This window comes from Streptomyces sp. NPDC002602, from assembly GCF_042889445.1.
GTDB lineage: Bacteria > Actinomycetota > Actinomycetes > Streptomycetales > Streptomycetaceae > Streptomyces.
Genome location: NZ_JBIAQX010000012.1, coordinates 208,913 through 230,784 on the forward strand (window position 1 = coordinate 208,913; position 21,872 = coordinate 230,784).

Below are 21,872 nucleotides of genomic sequence, written 5' to 3' on the forward strand. Positions count from 1 at the left end.
GCCGTCTCTTTCGGATCTTGCCGGTCAAGCCCGCGTCGTCCGGTGCCGTGCATCGCAAGGCGGAGAGGCTCCCGAGTACTGGACGTCCTCGGGTGCCTCGACAACGCGGCGAGGTGCGGTGCCGGGCGGCGCGGGTCAGGCAAGATCCGAAAGAGACGGCCTGGTGCTGTGGGCGCGGGCAGAGCCGTTGTTGCTGATCGGACGCGCGACGAGGTGGACCAGGACGTGCGCGATTCGCTCCCCGGAGCCCCGGATGGGCTCGGCCGTCCCGTCAGAGCGTTGTCGCACGCTGCCCCGCGGCCTCCCGTTCCCGGTGCGCGGTGTGGACGCGGTGCCACAGCGCCGCCCGCGCGGGGGCGGCGACGTCGGTCAGGTTCAGGTGGAACACGTCGGCCAGTACGTCGTACCAGTCGTCGGCCGATTCGATGGTCCGCTCGTACGTGCCTTTGGCCTCGATCCGGCGCAGCACGCAGCCGCGCAGCATGTCCACGCCCTTGGCGTCGCGAAGCTGGGCCTGGAGGACCCGGACGAATCCGGACTCGGGGGAAGTGGACAGCCGCTCGTGCTCCGCGGCGAAGGCGGACAGCTCCACGGGCTCCGGCGCGAAGACCATCGCCGTGAACGCGCCGCGGGGGTCATGGGCGAACCGCCAGCCGCCGGGCACCACCACCGATGGCGCCATCGCGTAGGTGAACGGCCCCTGGGCATAGGTGCCTTCGCGCAGCGGCAGAGGCTCGTACATTCCGCCGGCGAGTCCGGTGTCGACCAGCCACCGCTCGCCGTCGAGCCCCACGGTGAGCGCGAGATGGTCGCCGCCCGGCCCTTCGGGGTCCTCGACCTCGTCCTGTACTCCGGCCCGGTGCAGGGTCACGTCGTAACCGAGGGCCGTCAGCAGGGCGGCGAAGGCTCCGTTGAGGTGGAAACAGTAGCCGCCGCGCCCGCGCAGGATCCGGGCCACGGATTCAGCGGCGCCGATGCCCGACGGCCGTCCGAGTTGGTTGTCGATGGTCTCGTAGGCGACCCGCTCCACCTGCGCCCGGTGCAGCGCCCACAGCGCTTCGGCACTCGGGCCCGCCGGCCGCTCCACGCCCAGCACGGCCAAGTACCCGTCGACGTCGATCATGCTCCCCCTCACCGTTCGAACGGATGATCAGCCTAGTCGCCGGTACCGCCCGTTCCACACCCCGCTCCCCGGGTATGACGCCCTCCCGAACTGACGGCATGCGGTGGCCGGCGCCCGACGCGCGGGTCCCACCGTCCGCTTCGTACACTCGTCCGATGGATGGGATGAAGTGCACGTACTGCGGCGGCGTCGGCCTCGAACCCGGCTTCGTCGAGGACGCGGGCGAGGGGGCCCGCGGCTACGCCCGCTGGATCGCCGGGCCGTTGGAGCGCGGCCTGTTCGGCGGCGCCAAACGCCTGGGCAGGCCCCGCCGCCGCATCGAGGCGTACCGCTGCCCCCGCTGCGCACACCTGGAACTCTTCGCCACCGAACCCGTCTGACGGCGTATCGCGGCGAAAACTCGCCGGCGCCGAGGCCCCGCACCACACCAGGGCGACTCCCGGCAATTCCAGGCACGGCAGGACGACGCCTTGAACCGATCAGGGCTGACGGAGTCGCGACCATGGCTGTCACCGTTCATCAGCGGCAGCGCATGCGGGCGCCCCAGCCGCGGAACTGCCGCTTGCGTGGCGGCGCCTGCCTGCCTGCCACCGAGCCACGTAGCTGAACCCTTGGGGCCTCCAGTGCCGTGGTGTCCGGTGCGGTGCATCGCAAGGCGGCGAGGTGCCGTGCCGGGCGCCGTGACACGGTGAACCTTTCCGGTCACCGCACTAGGCGAACAACTCGCCCATGTGCCGCTGCAGGCTGTAGATGTCCGTGATCGTGTGCAGGCCCTGAGCGGGGCCGGGCTCTCCACCATGCGGCCCTTCCTCGTGCGCCGCGGCGACGACCCGCACCTGCTGTGCGGGGTCGGGCAGGTACGTGAGCCCGTCGACCGAGAAGCGCGCACGTCCGCCCGGCCGCGCTGCCTCGCTCCCCGCCAGGTCTGCGAGGTGGGGCGGACGGGCGAAGGAGCCGGCGTAGAACTCGATCACCGGGGTTTCGTTCAAGCCCGTCACCTGCCGCACGTACGCGGCGTGGAAGCGGCCTCCCAGTTCGATCGCAAGCACGTCGCCGACGCGTAGGAACGTGAGGGACCGGGGTGAGCCCGGTCGGCGGGACAACGGGGTGGGGGCCGAGCGCAGTAGCTTCTTGATGTCCGTGGACCGCCGCTCGAAGGCGTCGGAGAGCACCACCCCGTCGTTGAGCGCGTCGACCGCCTTGATCGCTTCCGTGGTGACGGCTGCGTCCTGGAATCCGTACTTGTGCAGCAACGTGGCGAGCGCCACCCTGACCACATCCTTCGTCGCGGGGCGCACCTCCTCGGATCCGAGCAGGCAGCGCCAGCGGGCGAGGACCGGGGGAATCACCGCTCGGGCGACTTCCTCGTGCGAGCAGCCCGGATAGCCCATCTGGTGGCTCACCCAGCGAGCCAGTTCCTCGTCCAACGCACGCACGTGCCCCCGCGCGGCCAGTTTGTCCAACACCTGCTGATGCCGCATACCGGCCCCGTCCCGTCGATGCAATGTCGAACAGGCTATGCGACGTGATTCGGCTGTCGGACTCACAAGGTCACCGGGTCACGGTTCTGGATGCTGTGGGGGTACGGACGTTGCCGACGCGGTGCGCCCCAACGCGGGCAGGTCGGCCTGAAGGTCGACGGCCCGTGGGCCGGGCGCGGGCGTGATCTTCGAGCCTTCTGGTGTCGACCACTCCCCTGCCGCGGCGGGTGCCGTGCCCGTGCTCCCCACAAACGGACTGCATCCTTCGACCTACTGCGTTCTCGGCCCTGTGGAGGACGACATCGCGGCACCACCGCGAGAGGGTTGACCTGTGCGAACAACCATCGGATACATCCTCGAAAGCATCGGCTACGTCATAGGAGCCCAGGGGCTTGTCAGCTTCGCTTCACAGACCCTCTTCGACACGGAGTGGGGCTGGATGCACAAGGTCGTCGACCTTCCGTCCACCGCCTACCTCGGCGTCGTCGCCGTGGGACTGGCGCTCATCGTCGGCGGGATGAAGACCCGGAAGGCGCACCAACGCCAGGAAGCCGCCTGACCGGCGGGCCCTTCAGTCCGCGATTCCCATGTCCGTGTCCCATGGCGGTCGAAGCCCGCGGGACGCCCGCCGCGTGACCCGTGCCTACAGCGGGCGCGATGCCTTCCCCCTCGACACCGACGTTCCGCGTCGCGGGGGATCCCGCCCGCCGCGTAGCGGTCGAGGTGGTCACGCAACGACGGCTTGTCGGTCACGGCCGTCGCCCTCCCGTCCCGGTCATCGAATCAGGCGATCACGCCAGAACAGGCCCGGGACCGGGCCACGGGGCCTGATCCGGGCCCGACCCGGACAGCGTCACCGACCGTCGCCCAGCTCCAACAGGCGCTGCCTGGCGACGACTTCATCCATGACCCCGCTCGCCTGCACGCAGCGGCCGCATGCCCTCGCCATCCCTCCTCACACAGCGGACATTCACGCGGCATGCGAGGGCGACCCGGGGTTGATGTGGCATCGCGTGGCCCGGTCTGAGGCGCCACCACCAGCGCTACGGCACCCGGCAAGGCAGGGAGTTCCAGAAGCGACATGTACAGCCCGCGATGGTCTCGGTCCGACGGATGCTCGGTCCGACGGATACTCGCCGGAACGGCACGGCATCCCGCCTATCATGCGTTTCATCCGTATAAGGAAGGAACCCCACATGGGTAGCAGTGTCGAGACGCTGGAATTCCAGGCCGAGACCCGCCAGTTGTTGCGGCTGGTGATCCACTCGATCTACTCGAACAAAGACATTTTCCTGCGCGAGTTGATCTCGAACGCCTCCGACGCCCTGGACAAGCTCCGGATGGAGTCGCTCACCACCGCGGAACTCGAGGTCGACACCACCGACCTGCACATCGCGCTGGAAGTCGACCAGGATGCCCGGACGTTGACCGTCCGTGACAACGGGATCGGCATGAGCCGCGACGACGTCGTGGAGCTGATCGGCACGATCGCCAAGTCCGGCACGGCCAGTCTGCTGCAGAAGATCAAGGATGCCAAGGACGAGGCCGCGGCGCAGGGCCTGATCGGCCAGTTCGGCGTCGGCTTCTACTCCGCCTTCATGGTCGCCGACCAGGTGACCCTGCGAACCCGTCGAGCCGGCTCCGAGTCGGGGTCCCAGTGGGAGTCCGACGGCGAGGGAAGTTACCGGATCCAGGCCGTGGACGGCCTGCCCGTGGGAACCTCGGTGACCCTGCACCTCAAGGCGGCCGACAGCGAGGACGGGCTGGCCGACTACCTGGCCGGATGGAAGATCCGCCAGATCGTCAAGCAGTACTCGGACTTCATCCGCTGGCCGATCCGGATGGCCGTCGAATCCACGGACAGCGGTGACGCCGCCACGGGCGAGGTCGAGACGCTCAATTCGATGAAGGCCCTGTGGGCCCGTCCCCGAAGCGAGGTGACCGAGGCCGAGTACAGCGAGTTCTACAAGCAGATCAGTCACGACTGGCTCGACCCGGCCGAGACCATCCACATGCGCGCCGAGGGCACCTTCGAGTACGAGGCGCTGCTGTTCATTCCCTCGCAGGCCCCGTTCGATCTGTTCTCCCGGGACAGCAAGCGCGGCGTGCAGTTGTACGTCAAGCGCGTGTTCATCATGGACGACTGCGAAGCGCTGATGCCGAACTACCTGCGCTTCGTCAAGGGTGTGGTGGACGCGCACGACCTGTCCCTGAACGTGTCCCGCGAGATCCTCCAGCACGACCGCCAGATCCGCAACGTGCGGCGGCGTCTGGTGAAGAAGGTTCTGGGCGCGCTCAAGGACGTGCAGGGAGCCGACTCCGAGCGTTACGCCCAGTTGTGGGGCCAGTACGGCCGTGTCCTCAAGGAGGGCCTCCTCGAGGACACCGACAACATCGAGGCGCTCCTGCCGCTGGTCTCGGTCGACTCCACGCACGACAAGGAGAAGACCACCACCCTGCGCGAGTACGTCGAGCGCATGAAGGACGGCCAGGAGGCGATCTACTACCTGACCGGCGAGACCCGCGCCGCCGTGGAGAACTCTCCCCACATGGAGGCGTTCGCCGCCAACGGGTACGAGGTCCTGATCCTCACCGACCCCGTGGACGAGGTCTGGACCGACCAGGTTCCGGCGTACGACGGCCACCGGCTCCAGTCGATCGCCAAGGGGCAGGTCGACCTCGGCGATCAGGCCTCCGAAGGTGATGAAGGAGCCGAGGCCGAGAAGACCAAGCGCGACGAGACGTTCGCCACCCTGTTGCCTTGGCTGACCACCACGTTGTCCGACCACGTCAAGCAGGTCCGGCTGTCGTCCCGGCTGACGACATCGGCGGCGTGCATCGTCGGTGACGCCCAGGACATGACTCCGACCCTGGAGAAGATGTATCGGGCCATGGGGCAGCAGATGCCGCAGGTCAAGCGGATCCTGGAACTCAACCCGACGCATCCGCTGATCGTCGCGCTGCGCACGGCCCACGAGGCGAACGTCGACGATCCGGCCCTGTCGGAGATCGCCGAGCTCGTATACGGCAGCGCTCTGCTCGCCGAGGGCGGCGACTTGCCTGACCCGGCCCGCTTCACCCGGTTGCTCACCGAGCGCCTGACCCACGCCATGTGACGGGTGGGGGCCGGCGTTCACGGCCCGAGCGGGGAGTGCGTCCGCGCTCCCCGCTCCGCCTTGCCGTTCCTGGTTGTCGCGTCAGAGGACCGTCGCCCTGCCATGTAGTCGGACTGGTCGGCTCCGAGATGCGCGGCGGCACGGCGCGGCAGGGCGGGGGTGGCTCCAGGCCGGGTTACCTTGCGAAGGTGACGGGAAACGACGCCGACCGGCAGTGGTCCGAGTCCATGCCGGCGGCCTATGAGCAGTACCTGGTGCCGGTGCTCTTCCGGCCCTTCGCCGAGGACCTGGCCGCCCGAGCGGCGGCGCTCCACCCTCGGCGGATCCTCGAACTGGCCTCTGGTACAGGTGCCTTGACGTCGCTCCTGCTCGCGGCGGCGCCGTCGGGCGAGGTGACGGCCACGGACCTGAACGAGACCATGGTCGCCTTCGGGTCGACCCGGGCCCCGGGCGCGGTGTGGCGGCAGGCCGACGCACAGCGGCTGCCGTTCCCGGGCGGAGGCTTCGACCTGGTGGTCTGCCAGTTCGGCGCGATGTTCTTCCCCGACAGGGTCGCGGCCTTCACCGAGGCCCGTAGGGTGCTGGCTCCGGGCGGCCGGTTCCTGTTCAACGCCTGGGGACCGCTCGACAAACACGCCTTCGGAGCCGCGGTGCAGGCCGGGCTGGAGCGGGCCTTTCCGGTCGACCCGCCACGGTTCCTCCCGACGGTCCCGCACGGCTACTCCGACCCCGCTGTCGTGGCCGCCGACCTGGCGGCCGCCGGGTTCACCGTCGAGGAGGAGCGGGAGCTGACGTTGGAGGGCAGGGCCGCGTCGGCCGCCGACGTGGCCATCGGGTTCCTCACCGGGACGCCGGTGCGCGCGGCCGTGGCGGAGCGCGGAGACGGGGCGGCCGTCCGGGCCACCGTCATCGAGGAGATGACGGCCCGTCTGGGCGCTGGGCCGGTTGCCGGCCCGATGACGGCGTACGTCTTCCGCGCCGCGGCCTCGACGCTCGACGCGCCCGCACCGAGGAGGGCGTGAGCCGACCTCGGCGGGCGCGGCGTACGGGCGCCCCGTGCTCATCGGGCACACCGGTGGGGCGTGTGGGTCGTGCCACCGGGTGTGCGGCGTTCGGGGACGTGCGCGTGGCCGCTTGACCGGTCGGGCCGTGGCCAGCAGAGTCGGGATGCGGCGCCGTGAGGACGCTGCCCGACCCCGAGCACCGGTCCGCCCGTCCAAAGGCGGCGGATGCCCTGACATTCCGGGAGTGACCGCACTGATGGTTCTCGATCTGGTCGTGATCGGTACGGCCATCACTTTGGGGCCTTTGCACAACAGCGCGTTCATCCTGCTGCTCTCCTCGCGGCGTGGAGTTCGCAAGGGCCTGGCGTTCCTTTTGTCGTGGCTCGCCAACCTGGTCGTGGTGATCGCATGTGTGTTGCTGCTGACCGGTGGGGAGCCCCCGTCCCGTCACACCGCGCCGTCGACCGCGGTTGTGTGTGCGAAGCTCGCCATCGGTTCGGGGCTGGTGCTCTATGGTGCGCACCGACGGCGTCGGCCGCCCCGCCCGCACGGCCCGCCGCGCTGGATGGCCAAGGTTGACGGCGCCTCGGCGGCCACGGCCGCGGGGCTGGCCTGGCTGCTACAGCCTTGGGCGTTGGTCGGGGCGGGTGCCGCGACGGTCGTCGCCGCGGACCTCTCCTCCGTCACGGACTGGCTCGCGCTGACCGGCTACTGCCTGCTGGCCACGCTCAGCCTCGTCGCCATGGAGATGTACATGGTCTGGGCACCGGCGGCGGCGAACGCCAGGTTGAACGGCGTGCGGACCTGGACCGAGCGGCACCAGGAGCAGCTGATCGTCACGCTCTCCTTGACCGTCGGCCTGTGGCTGATGGCGCGGAGCGTCTACGAGCTGGTTGCCTGATGGCACCGGTGTCGGATCGACCACCGAGTGGCTTCCAGGGTCAGGGCGGCAACGGCGCCGACACCTCGCCATCGCGAGGGCCTGGCGGGATTCCCCTCGGCATCTTGACGTCGGGCCTCGGAGGTCAGCCGGCGTGGACGTGGGGGCGGCGGGCCCGGTCCGGTTCGGCTTCCCGGATGACCTCGCGGGTGACGGGGGCGACCTCGCCCTGGCCGAAGAGGAAGAAGCGGAAGAAGTTGGCCATCGGGTTGCCCTCGGTCCACTCGAAGTAGATGTGCGGGCGCTGCCCGGTCTCGTCCCGCACCCACAGGAGCAGCGCGGCCAGAGCGTTGGGGATGCTGGAGCTCTCCAGGGTCAGGACGCGGTAGCGGTCGTGGAGCACCTCTCCGCGCACCCGCATGCCGGACTCGAACTCGGACGCGTCCAGGACGGTGACCTCGACGAACATCACGTCGTCACCTGACGGGATGTCGTTGTCCGCGCGGATCTGCTCGACCTTCTCGCGGTACTCGGTCCTGTCCCGGTTGTCCGGCTCGTTGGCGATGAAGCGGATGGTGCGGTTGGCGGTGTCTCGGACGAACCGCTCCGCCATGTCGTCGAGTTCCACGTGCGTGACGCGCAGCTCGAAGACGCGGGCGAGCCGCGACAGCAGGGAGAGCGCCATGATGCCGCCGATGAAGCAGGCGCCGATCTTCACACCGTCGGGGCGTTCGACGACGTTCACGGCGGTCGTGTAGATGAAGACGGCCGAGATGATCCCGAAGCCGATCGTCCAGCCGCGCTCCCCCGCGCGCCGGGCGGCGATGGTCACGGCGACCGCCGCCGAGGTGATCAGGACGAGCACGCCTGTGGCGTACGCGCCTCCCTGGGCGTCCACGTCGGCGTCGAAGATCCAGGTCACCAGGAACGCGACCAGCGTGAACACGATGACCATGGGACGCAGTGCGCGGGCCCACTGCGGGGCCATGCCGTAGCGGGGCAGGTAGCGCGGCATCAGGTTGAGCAGGCCCGCCATGGCGGAGGAGCCGGCGAACCACAGGATCAGGATCGTGGAGATGTCGTAGACCGTGCCGAAGGCCGAGCCCAGGTACTCGTGGGCCAGGTAGGCCAGGGCGCGGCCGTTGGCCTCGCCGCCTGGCTGGAACTGGGCGGGTGGGATGAGCAGGGTGGTGATGAAGCTGGAGCAGATCAGGAAGACGCTCATGATGATCGCGGCGGTCGTCAGGAGCTTTTTGGCGCCTCGGATCCGCCCGGCCGGCTTTTGCTCCGTGTCCTGGGGATCGCCCTTGACGTGGGGCATGACCGCGACACCCGTTTCGAAGCCGGAGAGGCCGAGCGCGAGCTTCGGGAACACGATGAGCGCGATGGCGATCATCATGAAGGGGTTGCCGTGTTCGGTGGTCAGCGCGGTCGTCCAGTCGGTGATGACCTGCGGTTGGGTGATCACGTTCCACAGACCGACGGCCACCACGACGACGTTCAAGCCGAGGTAGGTGGCGACCAGGACGACGGCGACGCCGATGGCCTCGCTGAACCCCTTGAGGAAGACCGCGCCGAGTAGCGCGATCATGATCAGGGTGATCAGCACCTCGTGCCCGTGAAGGGTGCTGGTGAGGTGCGGGTTCTCCACCAGGTGCGCGGTGGCGTCCGCGGCCGAAAGGGTGATGGTGATGAGGAAGTCGGTCGCCGCGAACCCCAGCAGGGTCAGGACGAAGAGCTTGCCCTTCCAGAACGTCAGGAGCCGCTCCAGCATGGCGATGGAGCCTTCGCCGTGGGGGCTCTCCTCGGCCACCCGCCGGTAGACGGGCAGCGCGCCGAAGAGGGTGAGCAGGACCAGCACGATGGTCGCCAGGGGCGACAGCAGCCCGGCGGCCAGGGCGGCGATGCCGGGCTGGTAGCCGAGGGTGGAGAAGTAGTCGAGACCCGTCAGGCACATGACCCGCCACCACGGCCGGCCGTGGGGCTGGGCCGCCGCCTCCTTGGCGGCGGGTGAACTGTCCTGCGCGGTCAAGCCTTCCAGCAGCCACGCGCGCAGGCGCGACGTGCGGGCAGGGGTGGCCATCGTGGGGGGCTCCTGTCGTACGGCAAAGATTCAGCCATCGACGTCGACGGCTGAGCAAGAGTACGCAGTCTGATCACTTATGCCCGCGATGGGACCAATCCTGACGTGTCCTTAACGCAGATGGAGGTGCCTGTGTCGTGGTACGAGTCATCCCGACCACGGGAAGACGCAGGGGCGGGTGCGGCCCGGACGGAGGCCGCCCCCGCGGGGAACCGGCGAAGTGTGGATCAACGCCTGTCGGCCATGACGCGGAACCGCAGTCGGCAGATCACCGCGTCCGTGTCGCGGCGGACGGCGTGGGCCACGACGGATCCGCGCTGGTTGTGAAGAATCCGTTGCCACAGGTGGGCGGGTTCGGTCTCCGGGATCAGAACGGTCACCTGGGCGTCCGGGTGGGTCCGCGTCAGCTCGCGGACGTAACCGGAAAGCGGCCGGCCGAGCGAACGGGTGGCCGAGGGGAGCTCGATCAGCTCGACTCCCGGATTCCACAACTCCCAGTCCCGCCTGAGGGCTTCGGCTGCCCGTTGGTCCTCGGGGACCGGGTGGGTGACGGTCACGGCGAGGACCTCGTCGCCGAGGGAGCGGGCGGTGGTGAGGGCCTGGCAGGTCAGGCGCGAGAGACCGGATACGGGAACGACGACCAGGGAGCGGGGGCGCCGGGGAGCCTGCGGGATGCGGCCGAGCTCCAGGCGTTCGCCGATCTCGGCGTACGCCCGGTTGATCCTCTCGAAGCCGAGGACGGTCAGTGGCAGCGCGACGACGATCAGCCAGGCGCCATCGGTGAACTTCGTGGCGGTGACGACGACGGCCGAGACGCCGGTCAGCAGGGCGCCGAAGCCGTTGAGCGCGGCTTTCCTCCGCCGGCCGCGCGGGCGTTCGCGGTGCCAGTGCCGGACCATACCGACCTGGCAGATGGTGAAGCCGACGAAGACGCCGATGGCGAAGAGCGGGACGAGGGTACGGGTGTCACCGCCGGAGAAGACCAGCAGGACGGCGGACAGCGCTGCCAGCGCGAGGACGCCGTGACGGTGCACTTGGCGGTCCGCCTTCAGCGCGAAGAAGTGCGGCAGGTGGTTGTCACGAGCCAGCAGGCTCATCAGGACGGGCAACCCGCCGAAGGAGGTGTTCGCGGCGAGCGCCAGCAACACCATGGTGGCGAACTGGACCACGTAGAAGGCCGCGTTGTGACCGAAGGAGGCGTCCGCGAGCTGGGCGAGGACCGTCACGCCCTCGGCCGGCTGGAGGTGGAAGCGGCCGATGAGGATCGACAGACCTGTCAACATCACGCCCAGGAGCACGCCGAGTGCGACCTCGGTGCGCTGGGCGCGGCGGGCCGCCGGGGCCCGGAAGGACGGCACGGCGTTCGCCACGGCCTCCACACCGGTCAGTGCCGAACAGCCGGCGGCGAAGGCCTTGAGCAGCAGGAGCGCGCCGACGGTGGTGGCACCTTCGCCGAGCACCGAGGCATGCCCGGCGGCCGAGGCGGTACTGACCGGGCCGTCACGGAAGAGCCCTACGACGACCATCGCCATGATCGAGCAGACGAAGACGGCGGTCGGGACGAGGAACGCCTTGGCGGAGTCCACGACCCCGCGCAGATTCACCGCGGTCACCAGGCCCAGGATGCCCACGCAGATCCAGACCCGCTGCCCGTACAGTTCCGGGAAGGCTGAGGTCAGGGCGGCCACGCCGGCGGTGACGGACACCGCGACGTTCAACACGTAGTCGAGGATCAGCGAGGCCGCGGCGACCAGACTCGTACGCCGGCCGAGGTGCTTCCTCGCGACGGCGTAGGAGCCGCCGCCGTCGGGGAACTCGGCGATCACCTGCCGGTACGAGGCGACGAGTACCGCGAGCAGCGCGGTGATCGCGAGCGTGACCGGGAGTGTGAAGCCCATGCCGTACGCACCGGCCGCGGCCAGGACGAGAACGATCGACTCGGGCCCGTACGCCACGGAGGCCATCGCGTCGAGCGACAACGCGGCAAGGCCCTGCAAGGCGGTCAGTCGATGCCGGTCCCCTGCCGAGGCGGTCCGCGCGCCGGGATCAGGAGGCTCCTCCACGCTCGGTTCCTGCCCTGCCGTGCTCGGCTTTCCCATGTGTACGGCCATCTTCGCTGTTCCTCCGTTGGACAAGGTGAGGACAGCGTCGGAATGTCATGGCCGGATCTCCAGTGCTCTTGGCGAGATCCATATGGCCGCCACTGCGGCCTTCACGTGCCTTTGACGCCGGGGTGGCAAGGGACGCGGCGGTCGAGTACACGCGCCGGTGGCTCGTGGGCCTGCCGGGGCCGCGCGGGTGCCGCTTCGGGTACGTGAGCCCTCAGGACGTCGTCTTGCGCCACGCGCCGACGCCGAGTCGGCCCGTGGTCCCGAGGTCGAGTTCGGGTGTCACGGTCACGGCCGGCGCTCCGGGCTTGGCGGTCACCCTGACGTAGGGCACGTTCACCGCATCGCCCGAACCCGTGGTGTTGCGCCACGCCAGTGAACTGTGTGCGGATTCGCCCGGCTGCAGGGTCACGGCCTGGGGTGCCGAGCCCGGTTCGAGCCCGGTGGAGATCTCCTCGGTGCCCTGGAGAATGCGGACGCCGGTCACCGGCGCCCTCTTCTCGTCGAGGAGCTGTAGCCCGGGATGGCCGCTGAGGCGGTAAGGTCCGGTCCCGCAGTTGGTCAGGCGCAGCCCCACCACCCGTAGCCCCATCGCGGCATTGCCCTCGTCCGCCGAGAGGTGGATGCCGGAGGGCGGGCACGCCCCTGCGGTGGACGGCGCCTCGGCCGCGGGCACGGCCCGCACCTGGTTGATCCGAATGCGCGACACGGCGCCACCGCCGGGCGCCGACGCACCCGGGTCGACGGTGGCCTTGACGGTCTGGCCGGGGCCCACGGCCGCCACGGTCTGTCGGGTGTTGCCCATCACCTGGCCGGAGTCGTTCAGGACGTCGAAGCCGATGCTGTAAGTGAGCTTCTCCGTACCGTTGTTGGCGACCTGGAACTCGGTGGCCGAGGGGGATCCGCAACCCGGGTCGAGGAGGGTCACGTCGTCCCGCTCGGTTCCGGTGGCGGCGGCGGGCGGGGAGGGTCTGCACGACGGCGAACCTGACGTTCGCGCGCCGCCGGAGAGGCCGTGCTGTGTTCCGCAACCGGCGAGCAGCACGGTGCCGGCGAGGACGGCGGACAGGGTGATCGGGGCAACAGGGCGCATGGGCCCAGCAGATCAGGTACCCACGGGGCCGACAGTGATCGAGGACACACACCTGGTCACAGTGCCGTCACAGAACACGGCCGACAGTCGACCGCGGCCCGACCGCTCCCCCGGGGTGGGCGCCGCCCGATGTGGGGCCGTTTCCGCGGGGCGGGCCGCGGGCGTCCCTACGGCGCGGGAGTCGCGGATGCCGACGGAGCGGCTGTCCGGGATTCGTGCGGGACCTGCGGGTGGCAGGCGACGCGGGTGTCGTCTTCCTCCGCGCGCGGCCAGTACCGCCCTTCGAGGGCCTCGGCGCTGCGGTTGAGCCGGACCAGGACGTCCTCCAGCTCCCGTACCGCCTCAGGGGACCAGTCGGCGACCACCCGGGCCAGGCAGGACCGGTTGACCTCGCGGTCCTCGGCGAGCCGGCGCCCGCCTTCAACCGTGATGCACAGCTTGCGGGCCATGCCGCCTTCCGGGTCCGCGACGCGCTCGGCCAGACCACAGCGCAGCAGCGCGGCCGTCTGGCGGTTCACGGTCGAGGTGTCGAGTCCGAAGGCCTCCGCCAACTGCCCGATGGACATGGGGCCTTCCGTGTCGATTCGACTGAGCAGCAGGTACGCCGAACGCTCCAGGCGTTCGGGGTCGCGCTCGCGCCGGGCAAGCACCTGGTGCCGCGAGAGCAGCATCAGCTCCCGTTCCAGTTTCTCCAGCACTGCGCCTCCCGTTCCTTCCGGCGCCCCATTATCGCGGACCGTGATCCCGGAAACCGGCGGACCCCTGTACCGGGCTCGATCCGTGGGCGGCGCCGCGCGACGACCGGGCCCGCAATATGCATGATACACAGGATGTGTACTATGCACTTCTCGTTGTCGTCCGACGAGCCACAGCCTCAACCCGGAGGACCCTCATGACCGTCACCACGTCCACCGCCTCCCGCGCGGCCGAGATCCTGTCCCGGCCCGTCAAGCTGAACGGCCTGACCGTCCCCAACCGCATCGTGATGGCGCCGATGACCCGGATGTTCTCCCCCGGCGGCGTGCCCGGCGAGGACGTCCAGGCCTACTACGCCGGCCGGGCCGCCGCGGGTGTGGGCTTGATCGTCACCGAGGGCACCTACGTCGGCCACGATTCCGCCGGACAGAGCGACCGGGTGCCGCGGTTCCACGGCGAGGACCAGTTGGCGGGGTGGGCGAAGGTCGCCGCGGCCGTGCACGAGGCGGGCGGCACGATCGTGCCTCAGCTGTGGCACATAGGCATGGTGCGCAAGCAGGGCGAGGAGCCGTATGCCGACGCCCCCGCCGTCGGCCCCTCCGGCATCCGCGTCGACGGCACCGAGGGGACCGGCAAGGCGATGACCCGCGCCGACCTCGACGACGTCATCGGCGCTTTCGCCGACGCCGCCGAGGAGGCCGAGCGGATCGGATTCGACGGCGTCGAACTGCACGGCGCTCACGGCTACCTGCTCGACCAGTTCCTGTGGGAGCGGACCAACCGCCGCACCGACGCCTACGGCGGCGACGCGGTGGCCCGTACGAAGTTCGCCGCGGAGATCGTGGCCGCGGTCCGCGAGCGCGTCCCGGCCGACTTCCCGGTGATCTTCCGCTACTCCCAGTGGAAGCAGGAGGCCTACGACGCCCGGCTCGCGCAGACCCCGGAGGAGCTGGAGGCGATCCTGGCCCCGCTGGCGGCGGCGGGCGTCGACGCGTTCCACGCCTCCACCCGGCGCTACTGGCTGCCCGAGTTCGAGGGCTCGGACCTGAACCTGGCGGGCTGGACCAAGAAGCTCACCGGCCTGCCGACCATCACCGTCGGCTCGGTCGGCCTCGACGGCGACTTCATCCGCGCCTTCGCGGGCGAGGGTGCGGCGCTCGGTGACATCGACAACCTCCTGGACCGCATGGAACGCGACGAGTTCGACATGGTCGCCGTCGGTCGGGCCCTGCTCCAGGACCCGCAGTGGGCGGCGAAGGTCCTCGGCAACCGCTTCGACGAGCTGAAGCCGTACGACGCGGCGGCGCTCAAGTCGCTCAGCCGGTAGCCAGAGGCCGACAGCCGTCCGCATGACGGGCCCGCGGATGCCCCGTGACGTCGGTTCGCCGAGGTCACGGGGCATCCGCGCTCCGAAGCGGCCGGGCCCACCAGAGTGACAACCCGCGCCCGGCGGCCGGCGTCGGCGGCTCCGACATCAGGGGCCACGTGGTGCCTCGGTGTGCCGGGCGGCGCGTACGACGCCCGGAGCCCGGAAGGACGGTGAACGTCGTCCTCGCGCCTCCCTCCTCCCGCGCCGCCGCCGAGCGACACGCCGACGAGGCTTACGACCTCGGGCCCTCAGCCGGGGTCGTGGCGCCGGCCAGGATCGCCCGCAGTGCCGCGACATGGCCGTTGAAGGCTTCTCGCCCGTCGCCGGTGAGCCGCGCGTAGCGCTTGTGGCGGCTGCCGCTGAGGCGGCGTTCCGTGGCGACGTAGCCGGCTTCTTCGAGTGTCGTGAGCTGTTTCGACAGCGCCGAGTCGGACAACTGGACCCGGTCCTTGAGGAAGGCGAATTCCGCCCAGTCGACCGCTGCCAGTGTCGCCACCAGCGACAGGCGGGTGCTGGGATGGATCAGTTCATCGAAACGCGCGTCCGTCACGCCCGCACCCACCCGCGCAGCACCCGCAGCATTTCCGGCCCGCCGAATCCGATCACGGGCGCGACCAGCGCGGCCGCCCAGATGCCGGCGTGGTCGGCGCCGTCGGCGTCGAGCGCGAGCGCCGCCGCGACGGTGACCACGACGAACCCGACCAGCATGCCGATCACGACGAAGGGGACGCGGCGACCCGCGACCGTCCTGCTGATCCGTACCTGGCCAGTGCGCCGGCGACCGTCGAGCAGCCGTGACGCGAGCATCGCGTGCCCCATGCCGAAGGCCACGGTCGCGACCCCGGCCGGCCAGGGCGACGCCAGGCTGCCGAGCACCCCCAGCAGAAGCCAACCGGCGGCCATCGACCACCAGTAACCACGGGGCAGGCCCACCTCCTCGGCGACCTGATGGCGGGCGCGCTCGACTGCTTCCAGGGCCGTGCCGGCCTGCTCCGGAGTGATGTCGGTCATGGCGACTCCTCACTTTCCCAGTAGGAAAGTGAGCGTCCCACTTTCCCAGTGGGAAAGTCAAGCGTCGGGATCGGAGCAACAGCAACCCGACCACCGGCGGCCGTGGTCGGCGACGGCCCGGCAGATGGCCCTGTACGCGAAGACGTCCCCCGGCGCGGGTCGAGCCGTGTGCCGTCCGGACCGGGGGAACGGAGCCGAGCGTCCTCGGGGTCCTGGCTGGTGGCCGACGGCCTGCGGTCCTCCTCGGCGACGGGCGCCGATCAGCGCTCCAGGTCGCACTCGTCGGCGGGGAGGGCGGTGTCGGTGCCCTGGAGGGTGACGGAGCTGCGGGTGTCCGCGACGGCGGAGAGGCCGACGGTGCACACGAGTTGCATGCGGGCCAGGGCCGACAGGTTCCCGACGGGGAACGGCACACGGACCGTCATCCCCCGCTCCTGCACGTACGGACTCACCGTCACCGCGTCCGCCTTCCCGGCGGGCAGCCGGGGCAGCTCCGTGGTGAGTCCGGCCTCCCGGGCCCGGCCCACGGGGCCGCCCAGCAGCAGGCGGACGAGTGCCGCGGGCGCGAGGGTGTAGCCGTCGAACAGGGTGAACGGGGCAGGAACGAGCCGGCCGCCCTCCTTCGAGACGAAGTAGAGGACAGTGCTCTTGCCGGACCCGGAGACCTTGACGGTCGCGGCGTGGCCGCTCTCGATCACCCCGGTGCGCTTGATCCCGCATCCGGTGAGCAGCAGGGCGCAGCCCGTCAGCGCCGCCGTGGCCGTGGTGGCTCGAATGCTCGTCCTCCGGCGTGTCATGTGCGGGCCTCCACTGGCATGTCGATGGTGAAGACGGCTCCCCCGGAAGGCCCGTTGCACGCGAGGAGCGTGCCCCCGTGCAGGCGGACGTTCTCCAGGGTGATGGCGAGTCCGAGGCCGCTGCCGGCGGACCGGGTCCGGGCCGCGTCGGCCTTGAAGAACCGGTCGAAGATGTGCGGCAGCACCTCGGGTGCGATGCCGGGTCCGCTGTCGGCGACATCGATCACCAGGCGGTCGCCGTCCTGGCCGTCCTTGCCTCCCTGGCCCGGCGTGGTCCGTACGGTGACGCGTACGGGCGCGCCGCCGTGCCGCAGGGCGTTGCCGACGAGGTTGGCGAGGATCACGTCGAAGCGGCGCGGGTCGAGACGCGCGCGCACTTCGTCCGGCAGTTCGGTGACGACGCGGTCGTCGACCCAGTGGCGGCGTTCCAGGGTCTTGCGAACGGCTTCGGCGATGTCCACGTCGTCGAGGTTGAGTTCGGCGGCCCGGGCGTCGAACCGGGAGATCTCCATGAGGTCCTCGACGAGCACGGCGAGTTTGCCGGTCTCGGCGCTGATCAGCCGCAGAGCCTTGGCCGTGTCGGCGTCGAGGCTCTCGGCGTCCTCGTCCAGGACCTCGGTGACGGCGAGCATCCCGGCGAGGGGGGTGCGCAGTTCGTGGGAGACGTCGGAGGCGAACCGGCGGGCGCGGACCTCGGCCTGCCGCAGTTCCTCCACGGAGCGTTCCAGCGCGCCGGCCGTCTCGTTGAAGGTCCGGGCGAGTCCGGCGAGCTCGTCCGCTCCCCTGACCTCGATCCGGGTGTCCAACTGCCCCCGACCCATCCGCTGGGCCGCGGTGCGCAGTCGGCGTACGGGGCGCAGTACGCTGCGCGCGGCCAGCAGGGCCGGCACGATCGCGATGGCGAGGCCGGGGACGGCGCCTTGTTTGGCGGCGTCGACCATGGCCTCGACGGTCTGCCGCTCGGTGGAGAGCGGAACGCTGGCGAAGAAGACGGCTCCGGTGGATTCCATGAATCCGTTGTGCTGGAAGACGGCGGGGACGCCCACCGTGAGCCACGGCTTGCCGCGCTCGTCCTCGACTCGCTGGAAGGCGGTGTAGTCGTGGCGGCGGACCCTCTCCCGCAGGTCGTCCGTGATCACACCGGAGGTCGGTGTGTCGGGGTTGGTGGAGACGCGCAGACCGCCGTACTCACCGAAGACGATCCACGGGTGCGGTTTGCCGCGCTTGCCGAGTTCGATGACGGCCCGTTGGAGCTCGGCCTCGTCCAGCGGGAGGCGCATCTCCAACTGTTCGACCTGGTCCCGCAGCGTGCTGACGGCGGTGTCCTGGGTCTGCTTGAGGATCGCGGTGCGCGCCTGCTGGTAGGTGAGGGCGGCGGTGCTCACCGCGCTGATCGCGGCGACCAGCAGGAAGGCGGCGATCAGCCGGGTCCGCAGGCCCAGCGGAGCTATGCGTCGCACCGGGGCCTACAGGGGACCGAAGCGGTAGCCGAAGCCACGCACGGTCTGTATGTAGCGGGGGGCGGCATCCGGGTCCTCGATCTTGTGGCGCAGGCGTCGGACGCAGGCGTCCACGAGCCGGGCGTCGGCGTGGTAGCTGTGGTCCCAGACGTACTCCAGGAGCTGCCGGCGGGAGAAGACCTGCTCGGGCGAGGCCGACAGGTGCAGCAGGAGCTTGATCTCGCTGGGTGCGAGGGGCACGCGTTCGCCGTTCTTGGCGACGCTCAGCCCGGCGCGGTCGATGGTCACCTCGCCGTGGTGTTCGATGCCGGGGCGGGTGCCCGCCGGCTCGATCAGGCGGCGCAGTACGGCTTTGACACGGGCCTCGATGACCTCGGTGCGGGCGGGTTTGACGATGTAGTCGTCGGCCCCGGCCTCGAGGCCGACGACGATGTCGAAGTCGTCGCCGCGTGCGGTGAGCATGATGATCGGCACCTGGCTGGTCTCGCGTATGCGGCGGCAGACCTGGACGCCGTTGATCCCCGGCAGCATCAGGTCGAGGAGGACGAGCTCCGGACGGAAGCCGTCCATCAGGGCGAGCCCCTCCTCACCCGTCTCGGCGGAACTCACCTCGTGGCCGCGGCGGCGCAGGCCGAGGCCCACGCCCTCCCGGATGGAAGGGTCGTCCTCGATCAGCAGTACACGTGGCATCCGGTCAGTATCCCTGGGTTGTGCGTTGGCCTTGCCTCCCCCTACCGACCGAACTTGCCGCGCAGGGAGTCCAACAGCTCGGTGATCTCCGTCAGGCGCAGTGGCCGGGCGAGGAGTACGACGACAAGCGAGAGGGCGGCGGTTCCCGCCCCGACCGCGGTGAAGTCGCCGAAGGTGTCGGCGGCGCGGGCGGCCGCGTACCCGGCGACGGCCGCCGGTGCGCAGGCGGCCAGCAGCCGGAGGTGGGTCCGTACGGCACTCGCACGGCGTTCGGTACGGGTTCCCGCGCGCGGGCCGAGCCTGCGCGCGAGGGTGTACGCGGTGACGGCGGCGCCCGCGAGGAAGGCGACGGAGGAGGCCGCGGCCATGCCGGTGACCGCCCAGCGCGGGGACAGCAGGAAGTAGGCGCCCGCGGACAGCGCGGCGTTGAGTCCGGCGATGACCAGGTTCAGGAAGAAGGGCGTTCGGGTGTCGGAGAGGGCGTAGAAGCCGCGCGAGAGGACGTACTGAGCGGAGAAGGCGATCAGGCCGGGTGCGAAGGCGATGAGCATGCCCGCCATCACCTCGATGTCGGCTCCGCCGGTGCGGCCGTACTCGAAGACGCTGCCCATCACCCAGGGGGCGAGGGCGGCGAACAGCGCGGCGGCCGGCACCACGAAGGCGGCGCTGGAGCGCAGGGCGTAGGAGACGTCGCGACGCAGGGCGGCGAGGTCCCCCTCTGCGGCGGCCGAGCTCATCCGGGGCATCAGGGCGGTGACGAGGGAGACGGTGATGATGCCCTGCGGGACGATCCACAGCTGATAGGCGTTGCTGTAGGCGGTGTAGCCGGCGCCGCCGGCGAGACCCGCCTGGGCGGCGTGCCGGCCCGCGGTGGTGGAGAGCCGGGTGACGACCCAATAGGCGATCTGGTTGGTGAGGACCAGCATCACCAACCAGCCGGCGTTGCGCAGCGGGCGGGCGAGACCGCTTCCGCGCCAGTCGAAGCGGGGACGCCAACGGAAGCGGGCGGCGCGCAACGAGGGAACGAGGGCGAGGGCCTGGAGGACGATGCCGGCGGTGGTGCCGAGGCCCAGGAGCCGGGTCTCGGCGGCGGTGAGGCCGCCCGCCGCGTCGTGGGACACGTGGAGGAAGAGCCCGAAGACGCCGATGATCACGAGGTTGTTGAGGACCGGGGTCCACATCATGGCGCCGAACCGGCCGCGGGCGTTGAGTACTTGGCCGAGCAGGGTGAAGAGCCCGTAGAAGAGGATCTGCGGCAGGCAGTACCGGGCGAGGGCCACGGTGGTACTCGCCTGGTCGCCGCTGTAGCCGGTGTACGCCGAGACGATCAGCGGGGCGGCGAGGACCGCGGCGGCGGTGAGTGCCACGAGGGCCGCGGTGCAGGCGGTGAGCAGCCGATCGGTGTAGGCGGCTCCGCCGTCCGCGTGCTCCTTGGCGGCCCGGACCAGCTCGGGCAGGAAGACGGCGTTGAGCGCGCCGCCGATGAGCAGGATGTACAGGATGTTGGGGATGGTGTTGGCGACGGCGTAGCCGTCGCCGAGGAGGCCGGTGCCCAGCGCCGCGACGACCACGGCGGAGCGGATGAAGCCGGTTGCGCGGGAGACGATCGAGCCTGCTGCCATGAGCACGCCGCTGCGCAGCACCGAGGTCTTCGCCGGCGCCGCGCCGCGGGTGCCACCAGGGGTGGCCGCCCTGCTTCCGGACCCGGTGTCGGTGGCCGTCACCGGCGGGCCAGGTAGGCCTGGAACGCCTTGTGGAGCGCCGCGTTGGCGACTCCGTCCATCGGTGTCTCCCACTCTCCGAGCGTTTCGACGACCTGTCCTCCGGTGCCGAGCTTCCAGCGCAGCAGACCGTACGAACGCGCCGTCGGGTCGAGGGTGGAGGACACCCCGCGCATGTCGTACTCCTGTGCGCCGAGGGCGTGGGCGTCGGACATCATGCGCCACTGCAGGGCGTTGCTCGGCCGTACCTCGCGCCGGTGGTCGGCGGAGGCGCCGGTCTGGTACCAGACGCGTCCGCCGGCGACGATCATCGTGTGGGCCGCGAGGATCTCCCCCTGGTGGACGGCCAGGTAGAGGCGCATGCGGCCCGGCGCCTCCTCGTTGAGCACCCGGTACTGCTGCTCGTAGTAGGCGAGTGAGCGGCCGAGCCGGAACCCGTCGCGCTCCTCGGTGACGCGCAGCAGGCGGTAGAACTCGGGCAGGTCCGCGAAGGTGCCGATGAACGTCTGTACACCGGCCTTCTCGGCCTTGCGCACGTTGCGCCGCCATTCCTGGTTGAGGCCCGCCCACACGTCGTCGAGGGAGCGGCCGGCCAGCGGCACTCGGAAGACGTGGCGGGGCTGGGCGTCGCCGTCGTCCTCGCCGCCGCACCGCCTCCAACCGCGGGTGCGCAGCCGGTCGGCGAGGGCGGCGCCCACCGGGTCGACCTCGGTGGCGAGGACATCGGACATCTGCCGGCCGGGCCCGGCGCCGGACTTGACGGCGGTCGCGTCCCAACGGCGGTAGGCGGGGGTGGGGCCCATGCGGACGGCGAAGGCGCCCTGGGCACGCAGGTGGCGCAGGAGCGGGGTGAGCCAGCGGTCGATGTACGGATCGGACCAGTCGGCGACGGGACCCTCGGGTATGTAGGCGAAGTATTTGCGGGTTCCGGGAAACTGTCGATAGAGAACGAGTCCGGCACCCTGAATCTCGCCGTCCGGATAATGCCATCCGAAACTCTCCGAGCGCCAGAGGTCCTTTACACGGGCCCAGGAAGGGTATTGGAGAAAGCTCGCCCCGCCGTGCCGGGAAAGGAACGTCTGATATTCGGCGACCGACAGGGTGCGCACGCGGAGCTCCCGGTCCTGGTCGTGGTCGTGGTCCTGCCGAGCGGGGTTCACGAGCAGTGCGCACACGGCTGTCGGCCTCCCTGTTCTTCCTGGTCTCCCTGACGGGCACTCAACAGGACTTTCACAGCCGA

Annotated in this window: 19 protein-coding genes; 6 read left to right on the forward strand and 13 right to left on the reverse strand. The window is 70.4% G+C overall.

Going from position 1 to position 21,872, the window contains the following annotated elements; genetic code table 11:
- Positions 1-271 precede the first annotated feature (271 nt).
- A complete protein-coding gene (locus ACFYW3_RS27610) occupies positions 272-1,123 on the reverse strand; it encodes an arylamine N-acetyltransferase (RefSeq protein ID WP_389387659.1) in 852 nt (283 codons plus the stop codon).
- 155 nt (positions 1,124-1,278) lie between these two features.
- Between ACFYW3_RS27610 and ACFYW3_RS27615 the strand changes: the two genes are divergently transcribed.
- Positions 1,279-1,503: a hypothetical protein gene (locus ACFYW3_RS27615; protein ID WP_351759496.1), complete on the forward strand. Its 225-nt coding sequence runs from the start codon at positions 1,279-1,281 to the stop codon at positions 1,501-1,503.
- Between the two features lie 330 nt (positions 1,504-1,833).
- Here ACFYW3_RS27615 and ACFYW3_RS27620 read toward each other — a convergent pair whose 3' ends face one another.
- Positions 1,834-2,604, reverse strand: a complete 771-nt coding sequence (locus ACFYW3_RS27620; RefSeq protein WP_351759499.1) for a hypothetical protein — start codon at positions 2,602-2,604, stop codon at positions 1,834-1,836.
- Positions 2,605-2,935: 331 nt separating this feature from the next.
- On the opposite strand from ACFYW3_RS27620, the gene ACFYW3_RS27625 reads away from it, so the two are divergent.
- The 4 genes from ACFYW3_RS27625 (at position 2,936) to ACFYW3_RS27640 (ending at position 7,625) form a co-directional block, all read left to right on the forward strand.
- Positions 2,936-3,163, forward strand: coding sequence for a hypothetical protein (locus ACFYW3_RS27625; RefSeq protein ID WP_351759502.1), 228 nt, complete (start codon positions 2,936-2,938; stop codon positions 3,161-3,163).
- A gap of 637 nt (positions 3,164-3,800) precedes the next feature.
- Entirely contained in the window at positions 3,801-5,720 is a 1,920-nt protein-coding gene (htpG, locus tag ACFYW3_RS27630) for a molecular chaperone HtpG (RefSeq protein WP_351759505.1), read from the forward strand.
- 227 nt (positions 5,721-5,947) lie between these two features.
- Positions 5,948-6,742 carry a class I SAM-dependent methyltransferase gene (locus tag ACFYW3_RS27635; RefSeq protein ID WP_389387679.1) on the forward strand — a complete coding sequence of 265 codons (795 nt, stop codon included), beginning with the start codon at positions 5,948-5,950 and terminating at the stop codon, positions 6,740-6,742.
- Positions 6,743-6,980: 238 nt separating this feature from the next.
- Entirely contained in the window at positions 6,981-7,625 is a 645-nt protein-coding gene (locus ACFYW3_RS27640; RefSeq protein ID WP_389387680.1) for a GAP family protein, read from the forward strand.
- A gap of 124 nt (positions 7,626-7,749) precedes the next feature.
- Here the strand turns inward: ACFYW3_RS27640 and ACFYW3_RS27645 are convergent, their stop codons facing one another.
- The 4 genes from ACFYW3_RS27645 to ACFYW3_RS27660 form a co-directional block, all read right to left on the reverse strand.
- Positions 7,750-9,687, reverse strand: coding sequence for an APC family permease (locus ACFYW3_RS27645; RefSeq protein WP_389387660.1), 1,938 nt, complete (start codon positions 9,685-9,687; stop codon positions 7,750-7,752).
- Positions 9,688-9,914: 227 nt separating this feature from the next.
- Complete coding sequence (locus ACFYW3_RS27650) at positions 9,915-11,798, reverse strand: APC family permease (RefSeq protein WP_389387661.1); 1,884 nt, start codon at positions 11,796-11,798, stop codon at positions 9,915-9,917.
- Between the two features lie 211 nt (positions 11,799-12,009).
- Positions 12,010-12,888: a DUF4232 domain-containing protein gene (locus tag ACFYW3_RS27655; protein ID WP_389387662.1), complete on the reverse strand. Its 879-nt coding sequence runs from the start codon at positions 12,886-12,888 to the stop codon at positions 12,010-12,012.
- Positions 12,889-13,055: 167 nt separating this feature from the next.
- Positions 13,056-13,559, reverse strand: coding sequence for a MarR family transcriptional regulator (locus ACFYW3_RS27660; protein WP_351759606.1), 504 nt, complete (start codon positions 13,557-13,559; stop codon positions 13,056-13,058).
- Between the two features lie 221 nt (positions 13,560-13,780).
- Here ACFYW3_RS27660 and ACFYW3_RS27665 point away from each other — a divergent pair, with 221 nt between their 5' ends.
- Positions 13,781-14,911 (forward strand): NADH:flavin oxidoreductase, encoded by a 1,131-nt coding sequence (locus tag ACFYW3_RS27665; protein ID WP_351759516.1) that lies wholly within the window; start codon positions 13,781-13,783, stop codon positions 14,909-14,911.
- A gap of 274 nt (positions 14,912-15,185) precedes the next feature.
- Here the strand turns inward: ACFYW3_RS27665 and ACFYW3_RS27670 are convergent, their stop codons facing one another.
- From ACFYW3_RS27670 to ACFYW3_RS27700, 7 genes are all read right to left on the reverse strand, one after another.
- Positions 15,186-15,503 (reverse strand): transcriptional regulator, encoded by a 318-nt coding sequence (locus tag ACFYW3_RS27670; protein ID WP_351759518.1) that lies wholly within the window; start codon positions 15,501-15,503, stop codon positions 15,186-15,188.
- A complete protein-coding gene (locus ACFYW3_RS27675) occupies positions 15,500-15,964 on the reverse strand; it encodes a hypothetical protein (protein ID WP_351759520.1) in 465 nt (154 codons plus the stop codon). Before ACFYW3_RS27675 ends, ACFYW3_RS27670 begins: the two co-directional genes overlap by 4 nt.
- A gap of 260 nt (positions 15,965-16,224) precedes the next feature.
- The gene (locus ACFYW3_RS27680) at positions 16,225-16,761 is read right to left on the reverse strand and encodes a hypothetical protein (RefSeq protein ID WP_351759523.1); all 537 of its coding nucleotides are present in this window, start codon (positions 16,759-16,761) and stop codon (positions 16,225-16,227) included.
- Positions 16,758-18,221 (reverse strand): ATP-binding protein, encoded by a 1,464-nt coding sequence (locus tag ACFYW3_RS27685; RefSeq protein WP_389387663.1) that lies wholly within the window; start codon positions 18,219-18,221, stop codon positions 16,758-16,760. The genes ACFYW3_RS27680 and ACFYW3_RS27685 overlap by 4 nt, the downstream gene beginning before the upstream one ends.
- Before the next feature lie 6 nt (positions 18,222-18,227).
- Positions 18,228-18,911, reverse strand: coding sequence for a response regulator transcription factor (locus ACFYW3_RS27690; protein WP_351759529.1), 684 nt, complete (start codon positions 18,909-18,911; stop codon positions 18,228-18,230).
- 41 nt (positions 18,912-18,952) lie between these two features.
- Positions 18,953-20,635 (reverse strand): murein biosynthesis integral membrane protein MurJ, encoded by a 1,683-nt coding sequence (murJ, locus tag ACFYW3_RS27695; protein ID WP_389387664.1) that lies wholly within the window; start codon positions 20,633-20,635, stop codon positions 18,953-18,955.
- Positions 20,632-21,741, reverse strand: a complete 1,110-nt coding sequence (locus ACFYW3_RS27700; protein WP_389387681.1) for a lipid II:glycine glycyltransferase FemX — start codon at positions 21,739-21,741, stop codon at positions 20,632-20,634. The genes murJ and ACFYW3_RS27700 overlap by 4 nt, the downstream gene beginning before the upstream one ends.
- Between the last annotated feature and the right edge of the window lie 131 nt (positions 21,742-21,872).

What these genes read in the sequence shown, in the direction of transcription:
- ACFYW3_RS27640 (WP_389387680.1), top strand. Translation starts at nt 6,981, where the DNA reads ATGGTTCTCGATCTGGTCGTGATCGGTACGGCCATCACTTTGGGGCCT.
- htpG (WP_351759505.1), top strand. Translation starts at nt 3,801, where the DNA reads ATGGGTAGCAGTGTCGAGACGCTGGAATTCCAGGCCGAGACCCGCCAG.
- ACFYW3_RS27665 (WP_351759516.1), top strand. Translation starts at nt 13,781, where the DNA reads ATGACCGTCACCACGTCCACCGCCTCCCGCGCGGCCGAGATCCTGTCC.
- ACFYW3_RS27620 (WP_351759499.1), bottom strand. Translation starts at nt 2,604, where the DNA reads ATGCGGCATCAGCAGGTGTTGGACAAACTGGCCGCGCGGGGGCACGTG.
- ACFYW3_RS27635 (WP_389387679.1), top strand. Translation starts at nt 5,948, where the DNA reads ATGCCGGCGGCCTATGAGCAGTACCTGGTGCCGGTGCTCTTCCGGCCC.
- ACFYW3_RS27610 (WP_389387659.1), bottom strand. Translation starts at nt 1,123, where the DNA reads ATGATCGACGTCGACGGGTACTTGGCCGTGCTGGGCGTGGAGCGGCCG.
- ACFYW3_RS27680 (WP_351759523.1), bottom strand. Translation starts at nt 16,761, where the DNA reads ATGACACGCCGGAGGACGAGCATTCGAGCCACCACGGCCACGGCGGCG.
- ACFYW3_RS27645 (WP_389387660.1), bottom strand. Translation starts at nt 9,687, where the DNA reads ATGGCCACCCCTGCCCGCACGTCGCGCCTGCGCGCGTGGCTGCTGGAA.
- ACFYW3_RS27655 (WP_389387662.1), bottom strand. Translation starts at nt 12,888, where the DNA reads ATGCGCCCTGTTGCCCCGATCACCCTGTCCGCCGTCCTCGCCGGCACC.
- ACFYW3_RS27690 (WP_351759529.1), bottom strand. Translation starts at nt 18,911, where the DNA reads ATGCCACGTGTACTGCTGATCGAGGACGACCCTTCCATCCGGGAGGGC.
- ACFYW3_RS27650 (WP_389387661.1), bottom strand. Translation starts at nt 11,798, where the DNA reads ATGGCCGTACACATGGGAAAGCCGAGCACGGCAGGGCAGGAACCGAGC.
- ACFYW3_RS27615 (WP_351759496.1), top strand. Translation starts at nt 1,279, where the DNA reads ATGGATGGGATGAAGTGCACGTACTGCGGCGGCGTCGGCCTCGAACCC.
- ACFYW3_RS27675 (WP_351759520.1), bottom strand. Translation starts at nt 15,964, where the DNA reads ATGACCGACATCACTCCGGAGCAGGCCGGCACGGCCCTGGAAGCAGTC.
- ACFYW3_RS27660 (WP_351759606.1), bottom strand. Translation starts at nt 13,559, where the DNA reads ATGCTGCTCTCGCGGCACCAGGTGCTTGCCCGGCGCGAGCGCGACCCC.